Below are 23,717 nucleotides of genomic sequence, written 5' to 3'. Positions count from 1 at the left end.
TTCCCGATGGCCGACGTCCAGAGCCGGTTCCGGCTCACCCACGACGACTTCGTCATGCGGAACCACCGGCTGCACGAGGTGTCGGTGCTTCCCGGCGTCGTCTTCTTCGACCTCGTCTACCGCACCGCCGTCGCGGCCGGCTGGGACCACCGCCGGCTCTGCGTACGGGACACCGTGCTCGCCGAGGCGATCGTCACCACCGACGGCTTCGACCGCGAGGTCGTGCTCACCATCGGCGAACCACAGGAGGCGGGGCGTCCGTTCACCGTCCGCAGCCGCTGGCTACGCGGTGACGACCCGGTGTCCGGCTGGCACGACAACGCGCACGGGCTGATCCGCCTCACCGACGAGCCGGTCCCGCCGCCGCTCGACCTGGCCGGGCTCCGGGCCGCCGCCGACCGGCGCGACGACGTGGAGGTGCTCTACCAGAGGGCGGTACGGGAGCACATCCGCCACGGCCCGGCGATGCGCTGCCGCGGCACCCTGCACATCGGCGGCGGCGCGCTCCTGGCCGACCTGACCCGCGAGCAGCACCCGGCGGCCCCGGACGCCGGGTTCCACCTGCACCCGGCCTCGCTGGACGCCTCGACGCTGGCCGGGTTCGGGCAGGTCGGGATGCCGACCGACGACCCGTTCGTGCCGATGTTCGTCCAGGAGTTCCGGGCACCCGAGCCGCTGCCGCCAACGTGTCACGTCCACGTCCCGCGCCCGGAACGGCTCGCGCCGTCCGGCGACGTGATCACCACCGACTACACGATCCGCGACGCGGACGGCCGGTTCCTGGCCGGCTTCACCGGCCTCACCTGCAAGCGGATCCGCGAATCCGGGCTGGTACGCCGGCTGCTCGCCGAGGTGTCGGCCGACGCCGCGCCGGTCCGGCCCGCCGCCGGGCCACCGGCGACGGTGCCCGAGCAGGCCGCGGCGTCCTCGCCGGGCGCCGCGAACGGCTTCACCGACACGCTGCGCGCCGCCGTCGCGGACATGCTCGGCCGGCCGCCCGCCGACGTGGCGACCGGCACCGGGTTCTACGACCTCGGCTTCGACTCGGTCGCGCTGCTCCGGCTCACCGAGCGGGTCGAGCAGCTCGCCGGCCGCAAGCTCTACCCGACGCTGCTGTTCGAGCACACCACCATCGACGCGCTCGCCGCGCACCTGTCCACCGGGCAGGCCCCGGCCGCCCCTCAGTCGTCCGGCGCGCCGGTGACCGGCGCGGCCCCGGTGCCGGCCGCCCCCGAGTCGACGGTGCTGTCCTTCGTCGACGCCTGGGTGCCCGCGGACCCGGCGCCGCCGACCGCCCGTACCCCGGAGGCACTGGTCGTGGGCGGCGCGCTCCCCGCCGGGCTCGCCGCCGCCCACGTGGACTCCGTCGACCGGCTCCGCGACGCCACTGACCTGCCGTCCGCCGTCGTCCTGCTGACCGACGACCCGGCCGCCGACCTGTGGCGCGCCGCCGCCGCCCTCGTCGACGCCGGACCACGCGACCTGCTCGTCGTGCACGCCGGCGAGACCACCGCCGAGCAGGCGGCGACCGCGGCGCTGGCCCGTACCGTGACCGCCGAGATCCCCGGCCTGCGCTGCCGGTTCGTCCAGGTCGATCACGCCGGTGACCTCGCCACCGCGGTACGCGCCGAGCTGCGCGCGGACGACGCCGAGCCGGAGGTCCGCCACGTCGGCGGCCGGCGTCTCGTGCGGCGGTGGCGCGAGGTGGACCCGGCCGCCGGTGCCACGGGCGGGGAGCCGTTCCGCGACGGCGGCGTCTACCTGGTCACCGGGGGGTCCGGCGGTCTCGCCGCCGTCCTCGCGACGCACCTCGCGCGGCGGCACCGGGCCCGGATCGCCCTGCTGTCGCGTACCGCACCCGCGGCGGCGCTCGTCGACCGGTGCCGCGCGGCGGGCGCCGAGGTGCACGTCGCGATCGCCGACGTCACCGACGCCACCGCTGTGGACGCGGCGGTGACCGGTGTACGGGAGCGGTTCGGCCGGATCGACGGGGTCCTGCACTGCGCCGGCGTCACCCGGGACGGGTTGTTCTTCCGCGGCGACCCCGGCGACCTCGCCGCCGTCGCCGCCCCCAAACTCGACGGCCTGCGCCACGTCGACGCCGCCACCGCCGGTGACGCGCTCGACTTCCTGGTCGCCTTCTCCTCCGCGTCGGCCGACGTGGCCAACCCCGGCCAGGCCGCCTACGCGTACGCCAACGCGGGCCTGCGGCACGTCGAGCGGCGCGGTCGCGGCCGGACCGTCGTCATCGGCTGGCCGTACTGGGCCGAGGGCGGCATGCGCGCGCCCGCCGACGCCCTGCGCCGGTCGACCGAGCGCACCGGCCAGGAGCCGATGCCCACCGGCACCGCGCTGGGCGTCCTGCGCGACGTGCTGCGCGGTCCGTACGACGCGGTGCTGGTCCTGCACGGGCAGGCGGACCGGTTGCGGGAACTCGTGCCGGCCGCCGGTGCGGCTGCGGCCACCGCCGCCTCGCGCCCGGCCCGCGGAGCTGCCGCCGTCTCGCTTCCGGCTGGCGGGTCCGACGGCGCACCGGCCGCGGGCGGATCAGCCGACGGCGGGCCGGGCGGGGACGCGGTCGCGGTGGTCGGCGTGGCCGGGCGTTACCCCGGCGCGGACGGCCTGGAGGCGTTCTGGCGCAACCTGGCCGGTGGCGTCGACGGAATCACCGAGGTGCCCGCCGGCCGCTGGGACCACGCGGCGCTGTTCGCCCCGGAGAAGGGCACCCCGGGACGTACGTACGGCCGGTGGGGCGGCTTCCTCGACGGCGTCGACCGCTTCGCGCCGACCTTCTTCGGGGTGTCCCGGCGCGACGCCGAGCGGATGGACCCCCAGGAACGGCTGTTCCTCACCACCTGCTGGCACGCCCTGGAGAACGCCGGACATCCGCCCGAGACCCTGCGCGGAGAGGTCGTCGGCGTCTACGCGGGCGTCATGTGGAACCACTACCAGCTCGTCGGCGGGGCTACCGACGGTGTCGCCCCGACCGCGATGCACTGCGCGATCCCCAACCGCGTCTCGCACACCTTCGACCTGACCGGGCCGAGCCTGGCCGTCGACACCGCCTGCTCGTCGTCGCTGATCGCCGTGCACCTCGGGGTCGAGAGCATCCGGCGGGGCGAGTGCACGCTCGCCCTGGCCGGCGGCGTGAACGTGACGGTGCACCCGCAGAAGTACCTCCAGCTCGCGCAGGGGCAGTGGCTGTCCACCGACGGCCGGTGCCGCGCGTTCGGCGCAGACGGCACCGGCTACGTACCCGGCGAGGGGGTCGGCGCGGTGCTGCTCAAGCCGCTGTCGCGCGCGCTCGCCGACGGCGACCACGTGTACGGCGTCATCCGCGCGACGTCGGTGAACCACACCGGACGTACCGCCGGGGCGACGGTACCGAGCCCCGGCTCCCAGGCCGCGCTCGTCCGCGCCGCACTGGACTCGGCTGGCTGGGCGCCCGCCACGGTGGGCTACGTCGAGGCCCACGGCACCGGCACCTCGCTCGGCGACCCGATCGAGGTCGAGGGCCTCCGGCAGGCGTTCGACGGTGCGGACCTGCCAGCCGGGGCGTGCGCGATCGGCTCGGTCAAGTCGAACATCGGGCACCTGGAGGGCGCCGCCGGGATAGCCGGGCTGACGAAGGTGCTGCTGCAACTGCGGCACCGCGCGCTCGTGCCGTCGCTGCACGCCGAGGAACTCAACCCGCACATCGACTTCGCCGCCGTGCCGCTGCGGGTCCAGCGCACGCTGGAGCCGTGGAACCCGCCGCCCGGCGTTCCGCGGCGGGCCGGTGTCAGCGCGTTCGGCGCCGGGGGCACCAATGCGCACGTGCTGGTCGAGGAGTTCGTCCCCGCCGCCGCACCCGCGCCGGACGGGCCGGCGCTCGTGGTGCTCTCCGCGCCGACAGCAGAGACACTGCGGGCGTACGCGGGCGCGATGGCGGCCGGCCTGCCGGCGTCGACCGGCCCGACCGTGGCGGTGGCCGACCTTCTCGGCGTACCCGAGGAGGCGCTGGCACCGTCGGCGACCCTCGGCGACCTCGGGCTCGACCCGGCGCGGCTGGCGGACCTGGTCGGGGTGGAGGCGATCGGCCGGCTGAGCGTCGCGACGCGCCTCGACGAACTCGCCGCGGACCGGGGCGTCCGCGACATCGCCTACACGACGCAGGTGGGACGGGCGCCGCAGGCGGTCCGCATCGCCGTCGTGACGTCCGGCACCGACGCGCTTCGCAGCGCGCTGGAAGGCTTCGCCCGCGGTGCGGACACCGGGGACGTGGTGACCACCGGCGCGCCGGCCACCGGCGATCCGGTGGCGGCGTTCCGGGCCGGTGACCTGCACGAGGTGGCCCGGCACTGGGTCGGCGGCGGCGCTGTCGACTGGTCCGCCTGCTACCCGGACGGGCACCCCCGCCGCGTACCGTTGCCGACCTGCCCGCTGCCGGAGGAGCCGTGCTGGATCGGCGGCTGGGACGCCGCTCGCGCCGGCTCGGCCGACACGCCCCGCGCCGGGACCGGCGGTGGCGACGCCGTCGCGGTGGCGGCGAGCCCGCCGCCGGCCGCCGACGGCGACGTGGTCGTCCCGGACGGGCCGGACCTGGAGTTCCGTGTCCTGGACCAGGGCGTCGCACTGGTGTCGATGCGCGCGCCGATGTTCACCGACGGGCTGCTCGCGGCCCTGGGGGACACGTTCGCGGAGATCGAGCGGCGCGACGACGTGCGTGCGGTGGTGATCACCGGCCACGGCTCGGTATTCAGCATGGGCGGCACCCCGGAAGCCCTGCGGGCGCTGGCCGCGGGCGAGGGCACGTTCACCGACGCCGCGCTCGTGTACGAGGGCATCCTGCGCTGCACCCGGCCGGTCGTCACCGCCGCCGCCGGGCACGCCTCCGGCGGGGGACTGGCGTTCGCCTGCTACGGCGACGTGGTCGTCCTCGGTGACACGTCGGTGTACAGCGCGAACTTCACCCGCTACGGCTTCACCCCGGGCATGGGCGCCACCTACATCCTGGAGCAACGCCTCGGCCCCGCCCTGGCCGCGGAGATGATGCTGACCGGACGGTCGATGACCGGCGCCGAGCTGAGCCGGCGCGGAGCCGGCGTGACCGTGTTGCCGCCGCAGGATGTCGTTCCGGCAGCGCTGGACCTGGCCCGCTCCATGGCGGACAAGCCACCGGCGGTGATCCGGTCGCTCAAGAACGAACTCGCCGGCCGGATCCTCGACCGGCTGCCGGAGGTCATCGCCAGCGAGGTCCGCATGCACGGGAACGTCCTCGGCGCGGAGTCCGCCGCCCTGGTGCGGGAGCACTTCACCAAGGTCGACGAGTTCCGCAGCCGGGCGACGCCAGCCGCGCAGCCGGAGCCCGGCCCGGACGACGGCGCGGTGGGCGACGCGGTGACGGAGATCGTGGGCGCCCTGCTGTACCTGCGCCCGGACGAGGTGCTGCCGTCCCGAACCTTCGCCGACCTGGGACTGGACTCCATCGGCGCCGTCGAGCTGGTGCGGGACCTCAACCGCCGGTTCGGCACCGACCTGGACTCGGCCGCCGTGTACGACCACCCCACAGTGCCCGATCTCGCCCAGGCGGTGCTGCGCAACCTGGCCGGGTCCGCCTCCCTGCGTGCCCAGGCCACCGCGCCCCCGCCGCCGTCCGTCGTGGACGAACCGGTCCCGGCCGAGCCCACCGCGCCGGCTGTCGCCTCGCCGGCCGCCGTGGGCCCGCCGCCACTGGTCCTGACCGCGCCCAGCGCGGCGCCCGGGACTGCCCCGCCGCCCGGGGCCGCCCCCGCCACGGCCCCGGAGCCCCCGCCGCTGACGTTCGCCGTCCGCCCACAGTCGGCGTCGCCTTCCCACCAAGAGCCGGCACCGGCGGCGACACCGGCACCGGCGTCGTCATCCGCCCCGGCCGGGACACCGGCCTCGGACGCGGCGTCGCCGGGCGCGCACCCGTCGACCGCGATCGCGGTGATCGGGATGGCCGGACGGTTCCCGGGCGCCCCGGACCTCGACACGTTCTGGGACAACCTCGCCGCCGGCCGGTCCGCCATCCGGGAGGTCCCGTCCGACCGCTGGGACCTGACGGGACTCTACGACCCGGACCCGGCCGCGCCCGGCCGCACCCGCAGCCGGTGGGCGGCGCTGCTGGACGACGTGGACGCGTTCGACGCCGGGCTGTTCCGCATCTCACCGCTCGAAGCCGAGGCGATGGACCCGCAGCAGCGGATCTTCCTGGAGCAGGCGTGGGCGGCGCTGGAGGACGCCGGGTACGCCGGGCGGCCGATGCGGTGCGGCGTCTTCGTCGGCTGCGGCGCGGGCGACTATCCCCGGCTGCTGGAGCGGCATGGGCGCAGCGACAGCAGCGAGGCGTTCCTCGGCGGGGCCAGCTCGATCCTGCCGGCCCGGATCGCGTACCTGCTCGACCTGACCGGGCCCACGATGGCGATCGACACCGCGTGCTCGTCGTCGCTGACGGCGGTGCACCTGGCCTGCGAGAGCCTGCGCTCGGGCGACTGCGACACGGCGCTGGCCGGCGGCGTCGCGGTGATGTGCACGCCGCAGATGCAGGTCTGGACCAGCCAGACGGGGATGCTGTCGCCGACCGGCCGGTGCCTGCCGTTCGACGCCGCCGCCGACGGCATCGTGCTCGGCGAGGGCGTCGGCGTGGTCGTCCTCAAGCGGTTGGACCGGGCGCTCGCCGACGGCGACCACGTCCACGGCGTCATCCTCGCCGGCGGCGTGAACGGCGACGGCCGTACCAACGGCATCACCGCGCCGAGCGCGGTCTCCCAGGTCCGCCTGCTGCGTGAGGTCCACGCCCGGGCGGGCGTCGAGGTCGGGTACGTCGAGACGCACGGCACCGGCACCGCGCTCGGCGACCCGATCGAGGTCAAGGCGCTGGCCCAGGTCGTCGGCCCGCACTGCCGGATCGGCTCGGTCAAGGCGAACGTCGGTCACACCACGATGGCCGCCGGCGTGGCCGGCCTGATCAAGGTGCTGCTCAGCCTGCGGCACCGGCAGTTGCCACCGACCCCGCACGCCACCGAGCCGATCCCCGGGCTGCCGGTGGTGCGCGAACTCATCGGGTGGCACGACGACCGGCTGGTCGCCGGCGTCAGCTCGTTCGGCTTCAGCGGCACCAACTGTCATCTCGTGGTGGCCGAGGCGCCGGCCGCGACGGCGGGCACCGGCACCGGGCCGGTGGTGGTACCCGTCTCGGCCCGGACCGCGTCCGCGCTGCGCGACCTGACGGACCGGCTGGCCCGGCGCCTGCGTACCGAACCGGCCGAACTCCACGACGTCGCCGCCACCCTCGCGCGGGGCCGGGCGCACCTGGCGGTCCGGGCCGCGTTCGTCGCCGCCGACACCGCCGACCTGCTCCGGCAACTCGCCGGCGGGCCGCCCGCCCCCGACGCGCCGGCCGACCTGGTCGCGCTCGCCGAGCGCTGGGTGGCCGGCGCGGACGTGGACTGGACGGCGATGCCGGCCGGGCGTCGCATCCCGCTGCCCACGTACCCCTTCGCCCGCGACCGTTTCTGGACCGGCCGCGACCGGTGGGAGACGGCCCTCACCCCGGCCGACCCGATGGTGGCCGACCACACGCTGCACGGCGTCCCGGTCCTGCCCGGCGCGGCGTTCCTGCGCCGGGCCACCGCCGGCGGGACCGTCCGCGCCGCAGACGTGACCTGGCTGCGGCCCGTCGTGGTCACCGAGCCGGTGACGACCGTCGTCACTAGGGACGACCGGATCACCCTCACCGTCGGGGGAACACCGTACGCCGTCGCCACCCGCCGCGCCCCCGACCCGGCACCGCCGGAGCGGGTGGACCTGCCGTCGGTCGAGGCCCGTTGCCCCGTCCGCCGTCCGGTCGACGACCTGTACGCGGGATTCGCCCGGGCCGGTCTGCGCTACGGGCCGTCGTTCCGGGTGCTGACGGAGCTGCGGCTGGGCGCCGATGAGGCGCTCGGCACGCTCACCGCCGGCCCCGACTGCGACGTCCAGCTGCTCGACGGGGCGTTGCAGGCGGTCGCCGGGCTGGTCGATCCCGCCGACCGGATGCTCGTCCCGTTCGCCGTCGAGTCCGTCTTCGTCGCCGACCGGCTGCCGGCGACCGCCCGCGTCCACGTGGTACGCCGGAACGGCGGACGGTTCGACGTCGTGCTCACCGATCTGACCGGCGACGTGCGGGCCCGGCTCGACGGTGTGGCGCTTCGTCCCTACGACGCGCCCGGCGCCACATCGCCCGTCGCGGAGAGCCGGCCGGTCGTGACGACGCCGCCGGAGGACCTGCTGTACGTCCCGGCCTGGCGGCCGGCCGGCGCGCCCTCCGGCGAACCGCCTGCCGGGCGGGCCCTCGCCGTGCACACCCCCGCCGACGCCGCGCTCGCCGCCGCCCTCGGCGCCGACGACACGCTGCCGCTCGGCGAGCTGCCCACCGGCCGGTGCGACACGGTGTACGTGCTCGCCCGCACGGCCGACCCGGCCGCCCCGCCGCAGGACGACTCCGCGACGCCCGACGCGTTCCGCCTGCTGCGCCGCCTGCTCGACCTGGGCGCGGACCGGGGACCGCTGACGCTCACATTCGTCGTGTCCGGGGTGGCCGGCCTGCCCGGCGAGGCGGTCCACCCGCACGCCGCCGGTCTGGCCGGGCTGGCAAGCGCGATCGCGGCCGAGTATCCGCAGTGGCGGGTCACCTGTGTCGACGCCGGGTTCGGCGACGTCACCCCGGCGGACGCGATCCGCCGCGAGGACGGCACCGACCGGTTCGTCGCGCTGCGTGGTGACCGCCGCCTGGTCCGCCGCCTGGAGCCGGTGGCCGGGCCGGCGGGCGTGGCGCCGCTGCGCGACGGCGGTGTCTACCTCGTCGTCGGCGGCACCGGTGGCATCGGGTTCGAGGTCAGTCGTCACCTCGCCCGGACCCGGCGTGCCCGGCTCGTGTGGCTCGGCCGGTCCCCGGAGGACGAGCGCATCCGGTCTCTGGTGGCGCAGATCGAGGTACTGGGCGGGCAGGTCGTCTACCTGCGCGCCGACGTGACCGACGCCGTCGCGGTGCGCCGCGCGGTGGCCGAGGCGCGACAGCGGTTCGGGCCCGTCGACGGCGCGTTCCACGCCGCGGTCGTGCTCCGTGACAGTGCCCTGTCCGCGATGGACGAGGCGGCGTTCGCCGAGGTGCTGCGGCCGAAGGTCGCCGGTGTCGGTGTGCTCGCCGACGCGCTGGCCGGTGAGCCGCTGGGCTTCCTCGCGCTGTTCTCCTCGGCGCTGTCGTTCGCTCCGGCCCCGGGGCAGGCCAACTACGCCGCCGCGAGCACGTTCGAGGACGCGTACGGGCTGGCGCTGCACCGCCGGGGACAACCGGTACGCGTGGTCAACTGGGGCTGGTGGGGCAGCGTCGGCGTGGTCGCCGACCCCGGACACGCGGCCCGGTTCGCGACGCTGGGCATCGGCTCCATCGAACCGGCCGAGGGCGTCACGGCGCTGGAGCGGATCCTCGCCGGCCCGCACCCACAGGTGGCTGTCCTCAAGGGCACGGGGGACGGGCTCGCCGCACTCGGCGTCCACCCGTCCGCGCCCGCCGGCGACGCCGTCACCGCGCTCGCGAACCCAGCCGCGACGGACGGCGCCGCCGGGGACACCGACCCGTCGCTGGACCGGTCCAGCGCGGCCTTCCGTACCCTCGACGGGCTGGCCCGCGACCTGCTGCGCGACCGGCTCCGGGACCGTACCGTGCCGGCCTCCGGGCCGCTGGCGGCCGCCGTCGCCGCGGCCGTGTCCGGGCCCCCGGCCGGCCTGTCCACCGCCGCCGTGCTCGCCCGGCACCCCGACCTCGCCCCGCACGTCGCGTTGCTGGCCCGGTGCGTCGACGCCCTGCCCGGCGTCCTGGACGGCCGGACCCCACCGACCGAGGTGCTCTTCCCCGGCGGCAGCACCGACCTGGTCGCCGCCGTCTACCAGGGGCAGCAGGCCGCGGACTTCTACCACCGCCTGGTGGCGGCGCAGGCCGCCGCCGCGCTCGGGCGGACGGACGGCCGTCCGGGCCGGGTGCTGGAGATCGGAGCCGGCACCGGCGCCGGCTCGGCGTTCGTCCTCGACGCCTGCCCGGGCGTACGGTACGACTTCACCGACCTGTCGACCGCGTTCCTCCGCGAGGCCGAGGACCGCTTCGGCGGACGCCATCCGGGCCTGCGGTTCGGCGTCCTCGACATCGAGCGGGAACCGGCCGGGCAGGGCTTCGAGGCCGGCTCGTACGACGTCGTGCTCGCCACGAACGTGCTGCACGCGACCGCGGACGTGGTCCGCAGCCTGCGCCATGCCCGATCCCTGCTGCGCCCCGGCGGCGTGCTGCTGCTCAACGAGGTCACCCGCGCCTCCGACTTCCTCACCGCGACGTTCGGCCTCCTGCCGGGCTGGTGGCGGTTCACCGACGCCCGGCGGCGGCTGCCGCACTCCCCGCTGCTGTCGCCGGCCGGGTGGCGCGCGGCGCTCGCCGAGGCGGGTCTGACCGGCCGGATCCTCGGCATGCCCGGTGTCCCCGACGACGAGCAGGAGCAGTGCGTGCTCGTGGCGACGGCCGGTGCGGCGCCGGTGGACCGGGTGCCGGCCCGCGCCGCCCGGGACTACGTCCGCGCGGTCTTCGCGGAGGTCCTCAAGTACCGCCCCGAACAGCTCGACGACGACGTCACGTTCGACAACTTCGGCGTCGACTCGCTGGTCAGCCAGCACCTCGTACGCCGGTTCTCGGCCGACCTCGGCGACCTGCCGGCCACCCTGCTGTTCGAGCACCTGACGATCGAGCAGCTCGCCGACCACCTGGCCCGGGAACGGCCGGGCCCGCTCGCCGCCACGCTCGGCGTCGCGGCGGTGGACGTCGTGCCGGCGCCGGTCCACCCGGCGGAACCCGAGCGACCGGCCGTACCGGACGGCTCGGCCTCCGCCGCCCGGGGCGACGCGGACGCGATAGCGGTCGTCGGCCTGTCCGGCCGCTACCCGGGCGCGCCGGACCTGGAGCGGTTCTGGCAGAACCTGGTCACCGGCACCACCTCGATCACGGAGGTGCCGCCGGAGCGGTGGGACTGGCGCGAGCACTTCGACCCGCGCCGCGGCCGGGCGGGGCACACGTACAGCCGGTGGGCCGGGTTCCTCACCGACGTCGACCGGTTCGATCCCGGCTTCTTCGGCATCCTGCCGAAGGACGCGGCCGCGATGGACCCGCAGGAGCGGCTGTTCCTGGAGACCGTCTGGCTGATGCTGGAGGACGCGGGCGCCCTCGGGGGAGCGCTGCCGCGCGACACCGGCGTCTTCGTCGGCACCATGTACGGCTCGTACGGCCGCATCGCCGCCGCGCAGGGCTGGCCGGAGGGCCGCTACACCGACGGGCACTCGGCGTACTGGTCGATCGCCAACCGGGTGTCGTACACGCTCGACCTCACCGGGCCGAGCTTCGCCGTCGACTCGGCCTGCTCCTCCTCGTTGACGGCAATCCACCTGGCCTGCGAGAGCCTGCGCCGCGGGGAGTGCTCGGCGGCCGTCGCCGGTGGCGTCAACCTGGTCCTGCACCCGGCGCACCTGATCGCGCTGTCGTCGATGACCATGTTGTCGGCCGACGGCGCCTGCAAGGTGTTCGACGAGCGCGCCGACGGGTTCGTGCCCGGCGAGGGCGTCGGCGCGGTACTGCTCAAACCCCTGTCCGCGGCCCTGCGCGACGGCGACCGGATCTGGGGCGTCGTCGAGGGCGGCTTCGTCAACGCGGGCGGCCGGACCGCCGGCTACACAGTCCCCAACCCCACCGCCCAGGCCGACCTGGTGGTCCGCGCGCTCGCCGCGGCCGGAGCGACACCCGGCGACGTCGGCTACCTCGAGGCGCACGGCACCGGCACGGCTCTCGGCGACCCGATCGAGATCGCCGGTCTCGGCCGGGCGCTCGGCAACGCGCTGCCGGACGACCGGCGGATCCCGGTGGGTTCGGTCAAGGCCAACATCGGTCACCTCGAAGGCGCCGCCGGCATCGCCGGTCTGACGAAGGTGCTGCTGCAACTCGCGCACGGCACGATCGCGCCCTGCGCGAACCTGTCCACTGTCAACTCCCGCATCGACCTGTCCGGGTCGTTCCTGCTGCCGACGAGCGCACAGCCGTGGACCGCGCCGCGCCGCGCGGGGGTCAGCTCGTTCGGGGCGGGCGGCGCGAACGCGCACCTCGTGGTCCGGGAGCATCCCGCGCCGCAGCCTGCGCCCGTCCAGCCGGGGCCGCACGTCGTGGTGCTGTCGGCGCGGACCCCGGAACAGCTACGGACGCTCACGGCCGCAGTGGCCGACCTGGTCGAGCGGACGCGCCCGCGCCTCGACCAGCTCGCGTACAGCACCCAGGTCGGGCGGGCGGAGTTCGACAACCGGCTCGCCGTCGTCGTGTCCGACCTCGACGAGCTGGTCCGCCGGCTGCGCGCCGGCGAGGTCACCACCGGCACCGCCGGCACCGATCCGCTGTTCGACGGCGACGGCGGCGCCGAGATCGCCGCCGACCTGCTGCGCCGCGGCCGGCTCGACCAGTCGGCGAAGCTGTGGGTACGCGGCGTCCCGGTCGACTGGGCGGGCCGCTGGCCGGTACGGCCGGGGCGGGTGTCGCTGCCGCCGTACCCGTTCGACAGGCAGCGGCTGTGGCTGCCCGAGCCGGCCGCCACCGCACGGCCGGCGGCGCCGCCGTCCGTACCGGACGATGACCGGACCGCCGACGGCCGGGCCGCCGCGCTGCCGGGCCTGGCGGTGCCGGAGACCGGCGTGCCCGAGGCGGCGGTGCCGGAAAGCGGCGTGCCCGAGGCGGCGGTGCCGCAGACCGTCGTGCCGGTGAGCGTCGTGCCGGACGCGGTGGCGTCGGAGACCGGCGTGCCCGAGAGCGACCCGTGCGTGTACCTGCGGCCGCAGTGGCGGGCCGAGCCACCACCGGAGGGCGGGCGACCGCCGGCCCGCATCCGGGTGATCGGCGAGGGCCCGACGTTCGGCGGCCGCCACGACCAGGCCGACCCGGACGTGGTCGTGGTGCACCTGCCGGCCCGGGCCGGCGGGCTCGCCGACGAGGTGCGCGAGAGCCTGCACACGGTCCTGCGGGCCGCCGTCGAGGTGCTCACCCCTGATCCGGCCGCACCGCTGCGGATCGTCGTCGGCTGCCCGGACGAGCGGCCCGCGTACACCGCCGTGACGGCGGCGCTGCGCACGCTCGCGCTGGAGCACAGCGGCTTCTCCGGGGCGGTGGTCCGGGGTGGGGTGACCGCCGAGGCGGACCTGTGGCACGTCTCCGGCCCGCCGGAGCAGCGGGTGGACGACATCCGCTGGGCCGGCGGCGTCCGTGAGGTACGCCGGATGGTGCCGTTCCGGCCCGGCCCGGCCGTCCGGCGCACCGGCGGCGTGTACGTCGTGGTGGGCGGCACCGGCGCCGTCGGCCGGCACCTCGCCGCGCACCTCGCGGCGACCCGCGCGCCCTCGGCGGTGGTGCTGGTCGGCCGGACCGCGCCGGCCGACGACGCCTTCGCGTTCGTCCGTGCGGACGTGACAGTCGAGTCCGACGTGCGCAGCGCCGTGGCCGAGATCCGCCGCCGCTACGGGCGCATCGACGGGGTGGTTCACGCCGCGGGCGTGCACGACGACGCCCGCGCCCTGACCAAGCCGGCCGCCGCCGTCGACGCGGTGCTGGCCCCGAAGGTGTCCGGCCTGCGGCACCTGGTGGACGCGCTCGGCACGGAACCGCTGGAGTTCCTCGCGCTGTGCTCGTCGATCGCCGGGCGCACCGGCAACCTCGGGCAGGTCGACTACGCGTACGCCAACGCGTTCCTGGACGAGTTCGCCGCAGGCCGGCCCGGCACGGTGTCCGTCTGCTGGCCGCTGTGGGCCGACGGTGGGATGGTCGTCGACGACGCCACCCGCCGGTTGTTCGCGCGGCGCTGGGGGAGTGCCCCGCTGCCGACGGCCGACGCGGTACGGGCGTTCGACCGCGTCGTGCCGGGCACCGAACCGGTGGTGGCGGTGCAGCGCCCGGCGGACGTCGCGCCGGAGGCCCCGGCCGATGTTCCGGACCCGGAGCTGGACCTGGACGCGGAGCTGCGTGCGCTCGCCGCCGGGTTCCTGCTCGTCGAACCGGACGAGATCGACCCGGACATCCAACTGCTCGACCTGGGCTTCGACTCCATCTCGCTGACCGGGCTGGTGAACGAGACGAACGAGCGCTTCGGCGTCGACCTGCTGCCCACAGTCCTCTACGAGCACCCCACGCTCGCCGCCTTCGGCGCGTACCTGCGCACCGTGCTCCCGGCCCGGCCGGTCGCTGCCACAGTGGACGCCGGGCTCACGGCGGCCCGGCCCGCGGCGGAGGCCGCCGAGCCGTCGGCGGACCTGCCGGCCGACGCGGTCGCCGTGGTGGGGATGGCCGGGGTGCTGCCCGGGTCGCCGGACCTCGACGCCTTCTGGCGGCACCTCGCCGCCGGTGACGACCTCGTCCGCGCGGTCCCGGCCGACCGCACCGACCTGCTCGGTGACCCCGCCACCGCCGGTGTCCACGCCGGTTTCCTCGACGACGTACGCTCGTTCGACGCCGACCTGTTCGGCATCGCGCCGCGCGAGGCCGCGCTGATGGACCCGCAGCAGCGGTTGTTCCTCCAGACCGCCTGGCAGGCCGTCGCCGACGCGGGATACCGGCCGGCGGACCTCGCCGGCACCGACACCGGGATCTTCGTCGGCGTGTCCGCCTGCGACTACGACGACCTGCTCCGCGCGCACGACGTGCCGGTGGAGGCCCACACCGCCAGCGGCCTCGCCGACTGCATCCTGGCCAACCGGGTCTCCTACCTGCTGGACCTGCGCGGTCCCAGCGAGGCCGTCGACACCGCCTGCTCCAGCTCGCTCGTCGCGGTGCACCGCGCGGTACGGGCACTGCTGGCCGGGGAGTGCGCGACGGCGCTCGCCGGTGGGGTGAACGTGCTGCTGAGCCCCGGCCTGTTCGTGGCGTTCCAGTCCTCGGGCATGCTCAGCGTCGACGGCCGGTGCAAGACGTTCGACGCCTCCGCCGACGGGTACGGCCGCGGCGAGGGCTGCGGCGTCGTGCTGCTCAAGCCGTTGCGCGCGGCGGTCGCCGACGGGGACCAGGTGATCGCCGTCATCCGGGGCAGCGCGGTGAACCACGCCGGCCGCGGGCCGTCGCTGACCGCCCCGAACCCGCAGGCGCAGGCACAGGTCGTCAGCCGGGCGTACCGGGCCGGCGGCGTCGACCCGGCGAGCGTCAGCTACATCGAGGCCCACGGCACCGGCACCCGGCTCGGCGACCCGATCGAGATCGAGGGGCTGAAGAAGGCGTTCGAGGGCGTGGACGCCACGATCGCGGTCGGGACGGTGAAGACGAACATCGGCCACCTGGAGGCAGCGGCCGGCATCGCCGGGCTGCTCAAGGTACTGCTGAGCCTGCGGCACGAACGTCTGCCGCGCACGCTGCACCAGCACCGGCGCAACCCGTACCTGCGGCTGGACGGCACCCCGTTCACCGTGCTGGACCACGACGTGCCGTGGACCGGCGACCGGGTCGCCGGGGTCAGCTCGTTCGGTTTCGGCGGCACCAACGCCCACGTGGTCGTGCAGTCGCCGCCGCCGCTGCCGGCGTCCCCGGCGTCGGGCCCCGGGCGCCTGGTGCTGTCCGCGTCCGGTCCCGCGGCGCTGGCGGAGTACCGGCGCCGGGTCGCGGACCACCTCGCGGAGAACACCGACATGGCCCGTGCCACGTACACCCTCCAGGTGGGACGGGAGGCCCTGGCCCACCGGTTCGCCGCGGTGGTCGCCGACGCCGCCGAGGCGGTGGCGGTGCTGCGCGGCGAGGCGCCGCCCCGCCTCGACGCGGAGACCGAGACCTGGCTGGCCGGCGGCGACGTCGACTGGGCGGCGACCTGGGACCACCGGCCGGCCCGGATCTCCGTCCCCGCCCCGCCGCTGGAGGCCCGGCCGTTCTGGTTCGACGAGGGTCCGGCCCGCGCCGCCGCGCCGTCCCGGCCCGCCCCGGCCGAGTTGCCCGGCCCGCGTGTTCCGGCGGAGCCGCCCGCCCCGGTCCGGCGCACCGCCGCCGACCGGATCGTGCTGCGTGATCCGTCGGCGGCGCGCGGGAACGGCGCGGGCCGGCGCACGGCCGCCGACGCGGGAGCGGTGAACGGCGGATTCGCGTCGAACGGCGCAGCTCCGGTGGGCGTGCTCGCCCGTCCGGCCACCCACCCGGCCGGAGCCGGTCCCGCCGCTGCCGCGCCACCCGCCGCCGCTGCGCGACCGGCCGCCCCCGCGCGACCGGCCGCCCCCGAGCGCACGAGCCCCGTCGACCAGCCGGGCCGCGCCGACCGGCCGGCCGCCGCCGTCGCCCAGGCGCCCGCGGTGCCGGCCGCGCCCGCGGAGGTGGCCGCGCCCGCGGAGGTGGCCGCGCCCGCGGAGGTGGCCGAGGCGGTACGGGACTGCGTGGCGCGGGTGCTCGGCGCCGACCGTACGGAGATCACCGCCGACCGGGCGTTCGCCGACCTCGGCCTCGACTCGATCTTCCGGATGGAGCTGGCCCGGCTGGTGGTGGCGACGTTCGACGTGGAGATCACCGCCGCCGACCTGTACGAGCACGACACGGTCGAGGCGGTGGCGGCGCTCGTGGCCGCCGGTACGCGGGCACCGCGCCCGGGCACACCGGCCGGCGACGGCGTCGAGGAGATCGTGAGCGGGGTGCTGGAGCGTCCCGTCGAGCCCGGCCGGACGTTCGCCGACAGCGGCCTCACCTCGTTCGACATGCTGCGGGTCGTCGGCGCCCTGGAACAGCGCTACGGCGCGCTGCCCAAGACCCTGCTGTTCGACCACCCCACGATGGCCGACCTCACCGCGTTCCTGGCCGGGCGGTCCGCCGGGACCGGCGTCCGGGCCGAGACGGGCACCGGTCCACGGGCCACCGGCCGGACGATCGAGAGCGGCGGCGAGGTCGACGGCGAGCCGGTGGTCGTCCGCAAGCGGGCCCTGCCCGGCCGCCCGGCGCTGCGCGACCTCCTGGCCGACCTCGACCGCCGCCACGCCAAGGAGGGCGGGCTGGCCGGACGGGACATCGCACCGTACGCGTTCGTCGACTCGGCGCGGGCCGGCTACGTCAACTTCTCGGTCCGCGGCGACGACGTGTTCGCCTGGAGCTTCGTCGGGCACCACGACCACTTCCACGACCTCGTCGCGGAGTGGATCGCGTGGGCGCGGCGCCACGGCCTGCGGCCCAACTTCCTGTCCCTGGCCCACCTGACCGAGGTCGCCGGGGAACCGGTCACCGCGACCCCGTTCGGGGCGGTGCAGCGCCTCACGGACCTGGCCTCGTTCACCGTACGGGGCGGCCGGATGCAGCGCCTGCGCAGCCTCCTGCACCGGTTCGAGCGGGCCGGTGACTGCCGGATCGAGGAGTACCGGGCCGGCGCGTCGCCGGAGACCGACCGGCAGATCGTCGGTCTGATCGACTCCTGGGGCCGCCGCAAGCAGATGGTGAACCCGTACGTCGGCGTGGTCCGGGAGGAGATCGGCGGCGGCACGCTCGACCCCCGGCACCGGGTCTTCCTCACCCGTGTGGACGACGTCCTCGTCAACGCGGTCATCGTGACCCGGATCCCGTCCGAGCGGGGATACCTGCTCGATCTGGAGTTCTACGCCGACGAGATGCCCGCCGGTGGCCTGGAGTGGGCGATCGTCCGGATCATCGAGGCGACCGCCGCCGAGGGCTGCACGTCGTTCAGCTTCGGGGCGAGCTTCGGCGTCGCCGTCACCGAGTCGCCGAACGCTGACCCGGCGGTGGCGGACGCGCTGGCGGAGCTGCACTCGGTGGGCGTGTTCGGGCCCGGCAACTTCCAGTTCAAGAACAAGTTCCGGCCCGAGAACACGCCGATCTACCTGTGCCAGCCGGCGACCGGCGACCGTACGTCGGTCACCGACATCATCCTGATGATCGCCAATCCGGACCTCGTGGACGGCGTCCCCGCCGATCCCGCGCCGTCGGACGCCGCCGCGCCGCGGGAGGGCGCGGGACCGCCGCCGGACCCGGCGCTGCGGCCGGGACGTACGGATCTGCTGGCCGCGCACGGGTACAACGCGCTCGCCCTGCCGACCGAGCTGGTCCCCTTCGACCTGCTCACCGACTCGTGGGCGGAGCGGGCGGACGGCTTCGTCGCCGCCCGCACGCGGCTGCTCGCCGAACGGTCCGGCCCGCCGGAGCTCACCGCGCACGACTGGCTGCCCATGCCCGAGGTGGTGCCGACCCGGTCCGGGCGGACGGCCGAGGAACTGCTGTGCCGCTGCCACCCCGGCCCGCGCGGCGTCGTGCTGCACGCCGCGGCCTTCCCGACCTGGCTGTCGACGCTCGCCGACCTCGGCTACGAACCGGTTGCCGTCGGGGAGGGGCGGCTCGACCAGGAGACGATCGAGGCGTTCGCGGCGGAGCTGACCCGCCGGCCCGCCGGGTCGGTGTCGTTCGTGGTGGCGGAGGCGGCCAACAACGCCGCCGGTGGCGTACCCGTCGAACCCGGCGCCCTCCGGGAGCTGCGCCGCGTCACCGCCGCGCACGGGGTGCCGCTCGTCCTGGACGCCAGCCGCGTCGTCGACAACGCCGTCCAGCTCGCCGGCCCCGGCGGGGATCCCTGGACGGTGGTGCGGGACCTGCTCGCCGTCGCCGACACGGCGACGTTCAGCCTGTCCAAGGACTTCGGCGTCACGGCGGGCGGCCTGGTCGCCACCCGCGACCCGGAACTGGCGGCGCGGCTGCGCGAGCACGTGGCGCGGCGGGGCTCCGAGGTGGACCGGGCCACCCGGATGACGCTGCGGGCCGCGCTCGCGGACCGCCGGGGCGTCACCGAACTGGTCCGGCGGCGCGTCGCCGCGGTCGCGGTGCTCCGCGACGGCCTGCGGGCGGCCGGCCTGCCGGTCGTGGACGTCGACGGCGCCCACTGCGTCCTGCTCGACCTCGCCCGGATGCCCGGCCTGGCCGGTCGGGAGCACCCCGCGATGTCCGGGCTGGCCTGGCTCTACGCCGGCGCCGGAGTCCGGGGCGGGCCGCACCTGGCGATCGGAGGGCCGCTCGCCGGCACCGTCCGGCTGGCAGTGCCGGTCGGCTACGGGCCTGACGACGCCGAGGCGGTGGTGGCCGCCGTCGCGGCGCTCGCCGCCGCACCGGGAGAGATTCCCGAACTGGTCACCGGCGGGGTCCGCACGGCCGGGGAGGCGGCCCGGGCGGTCTACCAGCCCGCCGACCGGGTGCCCGACGACGTCCGGCAGGCGCTGCGCGACCAGGCGCCGGCCGACGACAACGGCACCGTGCTGCGGGAACACCAGCCGGCCGTACGCCGACGGGTGGTGCCGGTGGCCGGCGCCCAGGCGGAGGTCTTCACCGCCGGCGACGGCCCGCCGCTGCTGCTCGCGCACCCGTTCAACATCGGCGCGGGCGTCTTCGCGCGCCAGTTCGAGGCGCTGGCCGGGCGGTACCAGGTGGTCAGCGTCCACCATCCCGGCGTCGGCGCGAGCACCGCCTCGGCCGACCTCACCCTGGACGGGATCGCCGCCCTCGAACTGCGGGTGCTGCGGGAGATCGGGATCGACGGCCCGGTCCACGTCGCGGGCGCGTCGTTCGGCGGCCTGGTCGCGCTCACGTTCGCCCTGAACCACCCGGAGGACACCGCCTCGCTGATCCTGCTCGGCAGCTCCTACAAGATCGGCAACCGGGTCGGTGAGATCAACCGGCTGGCCGTCGTGGCCGCCCAGGACCTCGACCGCACGATCGAGGGGTCCGGCGCCGACCGGCTGCGGCACGAGCGGGCCGCCGTGGAGGCGCTGCTGCTGCGCTGCGAGAGCATGGACCCCCAGACCGGGCTGCGCTACCTCGACGTGTTCGCGGCCCGGCCGGACCTCCGCGACCGGCTGGGCGAGCTGGACCTGCCGGCGCTCGTGGTGCAGGGCCGGCACGACACGGTCATCCCGTCGGAGACGGCGCGGCTGCTGCACCAGGGCATCCGGGGCGCCCGCTACGAGGAGATCGCCGACGCCGGCCACTTCCCGTATCTGACCAGCCCTCGGGAGTGCAACCGGATCCTGACCGACTTCCTGCGCGGCGCCGGAGGGGAGGGGTCGTGACAGTCCTGACTCCCGAGCTGGAACTGCTCGGTCCCGACGCGACGACCCGTACGACAGTGGTGCGGCCCGGCATGTGCGGGCCGGGGTCGCTGTTCGTCGGCCAGGTCGGCGACTGGACCTGGGACACCGTCAGCGCGCTCTGCGACACCAACGTCTACACCGCCCGCGACGCCGACGGGATGCCGACCTACCTGGCGTTCCACTACATCCACCTGCGCGGCGGCGCGGACCTGCACGTGCGCGGCATGACCTTCGGCGACGTGCTGCGGGTGGACTCGCGGTCCTTCGCCTCCGGCAGCGAGTCGGTGCTGACGCTGCACGAGATCCGGCGCGGTGACCGGCCGGGACGGGTCGTCGACCCGGACGAGTTCTACGCCCACCCCGACCCGGGATGCCTGTACGCGCAGAACTTCAACCGCTGGGTGGTGCGGGGCCCGTCCGGCGGCAACGGCGACCTGCGCAGCGCGTCCCCACCGGGGTTCCGGCACGGGCACCTGCCCGTGCTGCCCGCACGGCACTCGCCCCGGCGCGCGTACGCCGAACTGCGCGCCCTCGGCACCGAGCCCGACCCGTCCGACCCGCTGGACCGGCTGGCGCTGGACTACCCGGTCGATCCGAGCCGCGACCTCAACGGGGTGGGGCTGCTCTACTTCGCGTCCTACTTCGCCATCGTGGACTGGGCGTCGCTGCGGCTGTGGCGGCACCGCGGCGGCACCGACGCCGGCTTCCTCCGGCGGATCGTGCTGGACCAGCGGATGAGCTACCTCGGCAACGCCGACGTGGGCGCGGTGCTGCGGGTGCGGGTGTCCCGGCGGCCCGGCGGCGACGTGCCCGGCGCGGACGAGACGGTCCGGGCGGTGCTCGCCGACCGCGACACCGGGCGGCCGCTCGCGGTGGCCCTTGCGCAGACCCGGACGGAGGGAACCACGTGAGCGCGAGCGACGAAGCGGTCCGGCGGGTGGTCCACGAGGTGATCGCCGAGATCCTGCCGGCGGTCCCCGGCGACCGGATCCCGGGGGACGCGCACCTGCGCGACCTGGGCGCCGACTCGATCGACCGGGTCGAGATCATCCTGGCCCTCCGTGAGCGGCTCGGCGTCGACGAGCCCCTCGGCAGCTTCAGCGACCTGCCCGACATCGACCACCTGGTCGCGTACCTCTGCGAGGTGACGGCATGAACGTGGGCATCGAGACCCTGAACGTGTACTGCGGGGTGGCCTCCGTCGCGGTGCCGGTCCTGTTCGAGGGACGCGGCCTGGACGCGGCCCGCCTCGGCAACCTGATGATGACCACGAAGTCGGTCGCGCTGCCGTTCGAGGATCCGGTCACGCACGCGGTGAACGCCGCCAAGCCGATCCTCGACGCGATGGACGAGGCCGACCGCGACCGGATCGAACTGCTGGTGACCTCCAGCGAGTCCGGCCTGGACCTGAGCAAGTCGATCGCCTCGTACGTGCACCGGCACCTCGGGCTGAGCCGCCGATGCCGGATGCTGGAGGTGAAACAGGCCTGCTACGCCGCGACCGGGGCGCTCCAGCTCGCCTGCGGCTACCTCGCCGCCGGCCTGTCACCGGGCGCCAAGGCGCTGGTGATCGCGACGGACGTGTCACTGGTGAACGAGAACGCCTCGTACACCGAGCCGGCGATGGGCACCGGCGCCGCCGCGGTGCTGCTCGGCGACGACCCGCGGGTGCTGGACGTGGACCTCGGGGCGTTCGGGACGCACAGCTACGAGACGTTCGACTCGGCCCGGCCGGGCCCGACGTTCGACGTCGCCGACGCCGACCGTTCGCTGTTCGCCTACCTGGACTGCCTGACGAACGCCTACGCGCACTACGCGGAGAAGGTGGCGGACGTCGACTTCGCCACCACCTTCGCCGGGCTGGCCATGCACACGCCGTTCGCGGGCATCGTCCGCGCGGCGCACCGCAAGCTCGCCCGCGAGCACCGGCTGCCCGACGCCGACGCGGACTTCGCCCGCCGGGTCGCGCCCGGCCTGGAGTACCCGCGGCTGGTCGGCAACCTCTGCTCCGGCTCGGTCTACCTGGCCCTGGCCAGCCTGATCGACCACCTGCGGCCCGACGACCCGGTACGCGTCGGCATGTACTCGTACGGCTCGGGCTGCGCCGCCGAGTTCTACAGCGGCCTGGTCGACGACCGGTCCACCGCCGAGGTCGGCCGGATGCGCATCGGCGAGCACCTCGCCGGCCGGTGCGAGCTGACGTTCGACGAGTACAAGCGGATCCTCGCCGACAACGCCGACTGCCTGGTGCCGGTGGCGGACAAGCGGATCGACCCGGGGCGGTACGCCGAGGTGCTGGACCGGGTGGCCGGTGCGCGCACGCTGCTCGCCTGCACCGGCGTCCGCGCCTACCACCGCAGCTACGAGTGGATCGGAGCGGGCGCGTGACGCCGGGGCGGGATCTGGCCGCCGCGCTGCTGGCGGCGGGTCCGCTGCTGCGGGTGCTGCCGCCACCGGTACGGGTGCGGTGCGCCGACCCGGCCACCGCGGCCGCGCTGGCCCGGCTGTGCGACCGGCTGGACGTGCCGGCGCCGGTGCCGGTGACCGACGCCGCCGACCTCGGCCCCTTCGAGCGGGTGGTGAGCGACCTGCTGGACCTCGACGCGAACCCGGCACCACCGCCGGCGGACGAGCCGCGCGTGGTCGCCGAGGCGCGCGGCCGGGACTTCACCTGCCGCTTCCGGCGCACCGACGTGCGTACCGGCGACGGGGCGGTGCTGCCCACGTACGCCGCCGGCGACCCGGAAAGGCCGCCGGTGCTGATGGTGTCCGCGTGCGGGATGCCCGCCCGGCTCGCCGAGGGCTGGGCCGGCCGGCTGTCCCGCGACTTCCACGTGCTCGTCCCCGAGACGCGGGGCCTGTTCGCGGACGTGGACGGGTTCTCCGGCGACACCGGCGTGGTGGCCCAGGCCGACGACCTCCTCGCGGTGCTGGACCGGTTCGGGCTGCGCCGCGCGCACCTGATCGGCCTGTGCGGCGGCGCGGTGCTCGCGGTCGTCGCGGCCGCTCGGGCGCCGGAGCGGGTGTCGTCGCTGAGCCTCTGGCACGGCGACTTCGACCTCGGCGACGAGAGCCCGAAGACCGACCACCAGCAGAACCTGCAGGCCCTGATGGCGATGGCCGCCCGCAGCCCGCAGCAGGCCGCGGCGGTGCACGCCGTGCTCACCAACACCATGCTCGGTGTCGCCCCGCCACGGCTGGCGCACCTGGTCACGTACCCGTACGCGACGCCGGAGCTGCTGCGCCGGTACTGCCGGCTCAACGGCGCGATCATGGGTACGGACCTGCGCCCGTACCTCGCCGGGCTGACCACGCGCACGCTCGTCGTCACCAGCGAGGACGACCACACGGCGCACCCCGCCGGGTCGCGGGCCGTGGCCGCCCGGATCGCCGGGGCCGTCCTGCACGTCGCCGAGCACGGCGACCACCTGTCGTTGTTCCACGCCGAGGAGAGCCTCGTCGACCTCGCCGCGCGGTTCGTCGCCGGCGACGTCGCCCTCGGCACACGATCTCCCGCCGAAGCCGGCCGGCGGGTGCCCCCCGTTCCGACGAGAGGTGGAGAGGAGGTGTTCCCATGA

5 protein-coding genes are annotated in these 23,717 nt (G+C 75.9%); all 5 read left to right on the top strand.

Going from position 1 to position 23,717, the window contains the following annotated elements; all coding sequences use genetic code 11:
• The first annotated feature begins 6 nt into the window (after window positions 1-6).
• Genes O7622_RS22310 through O7622_RS22290 form a run of 5 tightly spaced genes read left to right on the top strand, consistent with a single transcriptional unit; the run spans window position 7 to window position 23,717 of the window.
• The gene (locus tag O7622_RS22310; protein ID WP_282310142.1) at window positions 7-20,118 is read left to right on the top strand and encodes an SDR family NAD(P)-dependent oxidoreductase; all 20,112 of its coding nucleotides are present in this window, start codon (window positions 7-9) and stop codon (window positions 20,116-20,118) included.
• Complete coding sequence (locus tag O7622_RS22305; RefSeq protein ID WP_282310141.1) at window positions 20,115-21,050, top strand: LnmK family bifunctional acyltransferase/decarboxylase; 936 nt, start codon at window positions 20,115-20,117, stop codon at window positions 21,048-21,050. Before O7622_RS22310 ends, O7622_RS22305 begins: the two co-directional genes overlap by 4 nt.
• Window positions 21,047-21,295: an acyl carrier protein gene (locus O7622_RS22300; RefSeq protein ID WP_282310140.1), complete on the top strand. Its 249-nt coding sequence runs from the start codon at window positions 21,047-21,049 to the stop codon at window positions 21,293-21,295. Before O7622_RS22305 ends, O7622_RS22300 begins: the two co-directional genes overlap by 4 nt.
• Window positions 21,292-22,527: a hydroxymethylglutaryl-CoA synthase gene (locus tag O7622_RS22295; protein ID WP_282310139.1), complete on the top strand. Its 1,236-nt coding sequence runs from the start codon at window positions 21,292-21,294 to the stop codon at window positions 22,525-22,527. The genes O7622_RS22300 and O7622_RS22295 overlap by 4 nt, the downstream gene beginning before the upstream one ends.
• Window positions 22,524-23,717, top strand: coding sequence for an alpha/beta hydrolase (locus O7622_RS22290; protein WP_282310138.1), 1,194 nt, complete (start codon window positions 22,524-22,526; stop codon window positions 23,715-23,717). The genes O7622_RS22295 and O7622_RS22290 overlap by 4 nt, the downstream gene beginning before the upstream one ends.

This window comes from Micromonospora sp. WMMD1076 (genome assembly GCF_029581475.1).
Taxonomy (GTDB): Bacteria; Actinomycetota; Actinomycetes; order Mycobacteriales; family Micromonosporaceae; genus Micromonospora; species Micromonospora aurantiaca.
The sequence above is the reverse complement of the archived record's forward strand: the minus strand, read 5'-3'. Positions and strand labels throughout refer to the sequence as shown.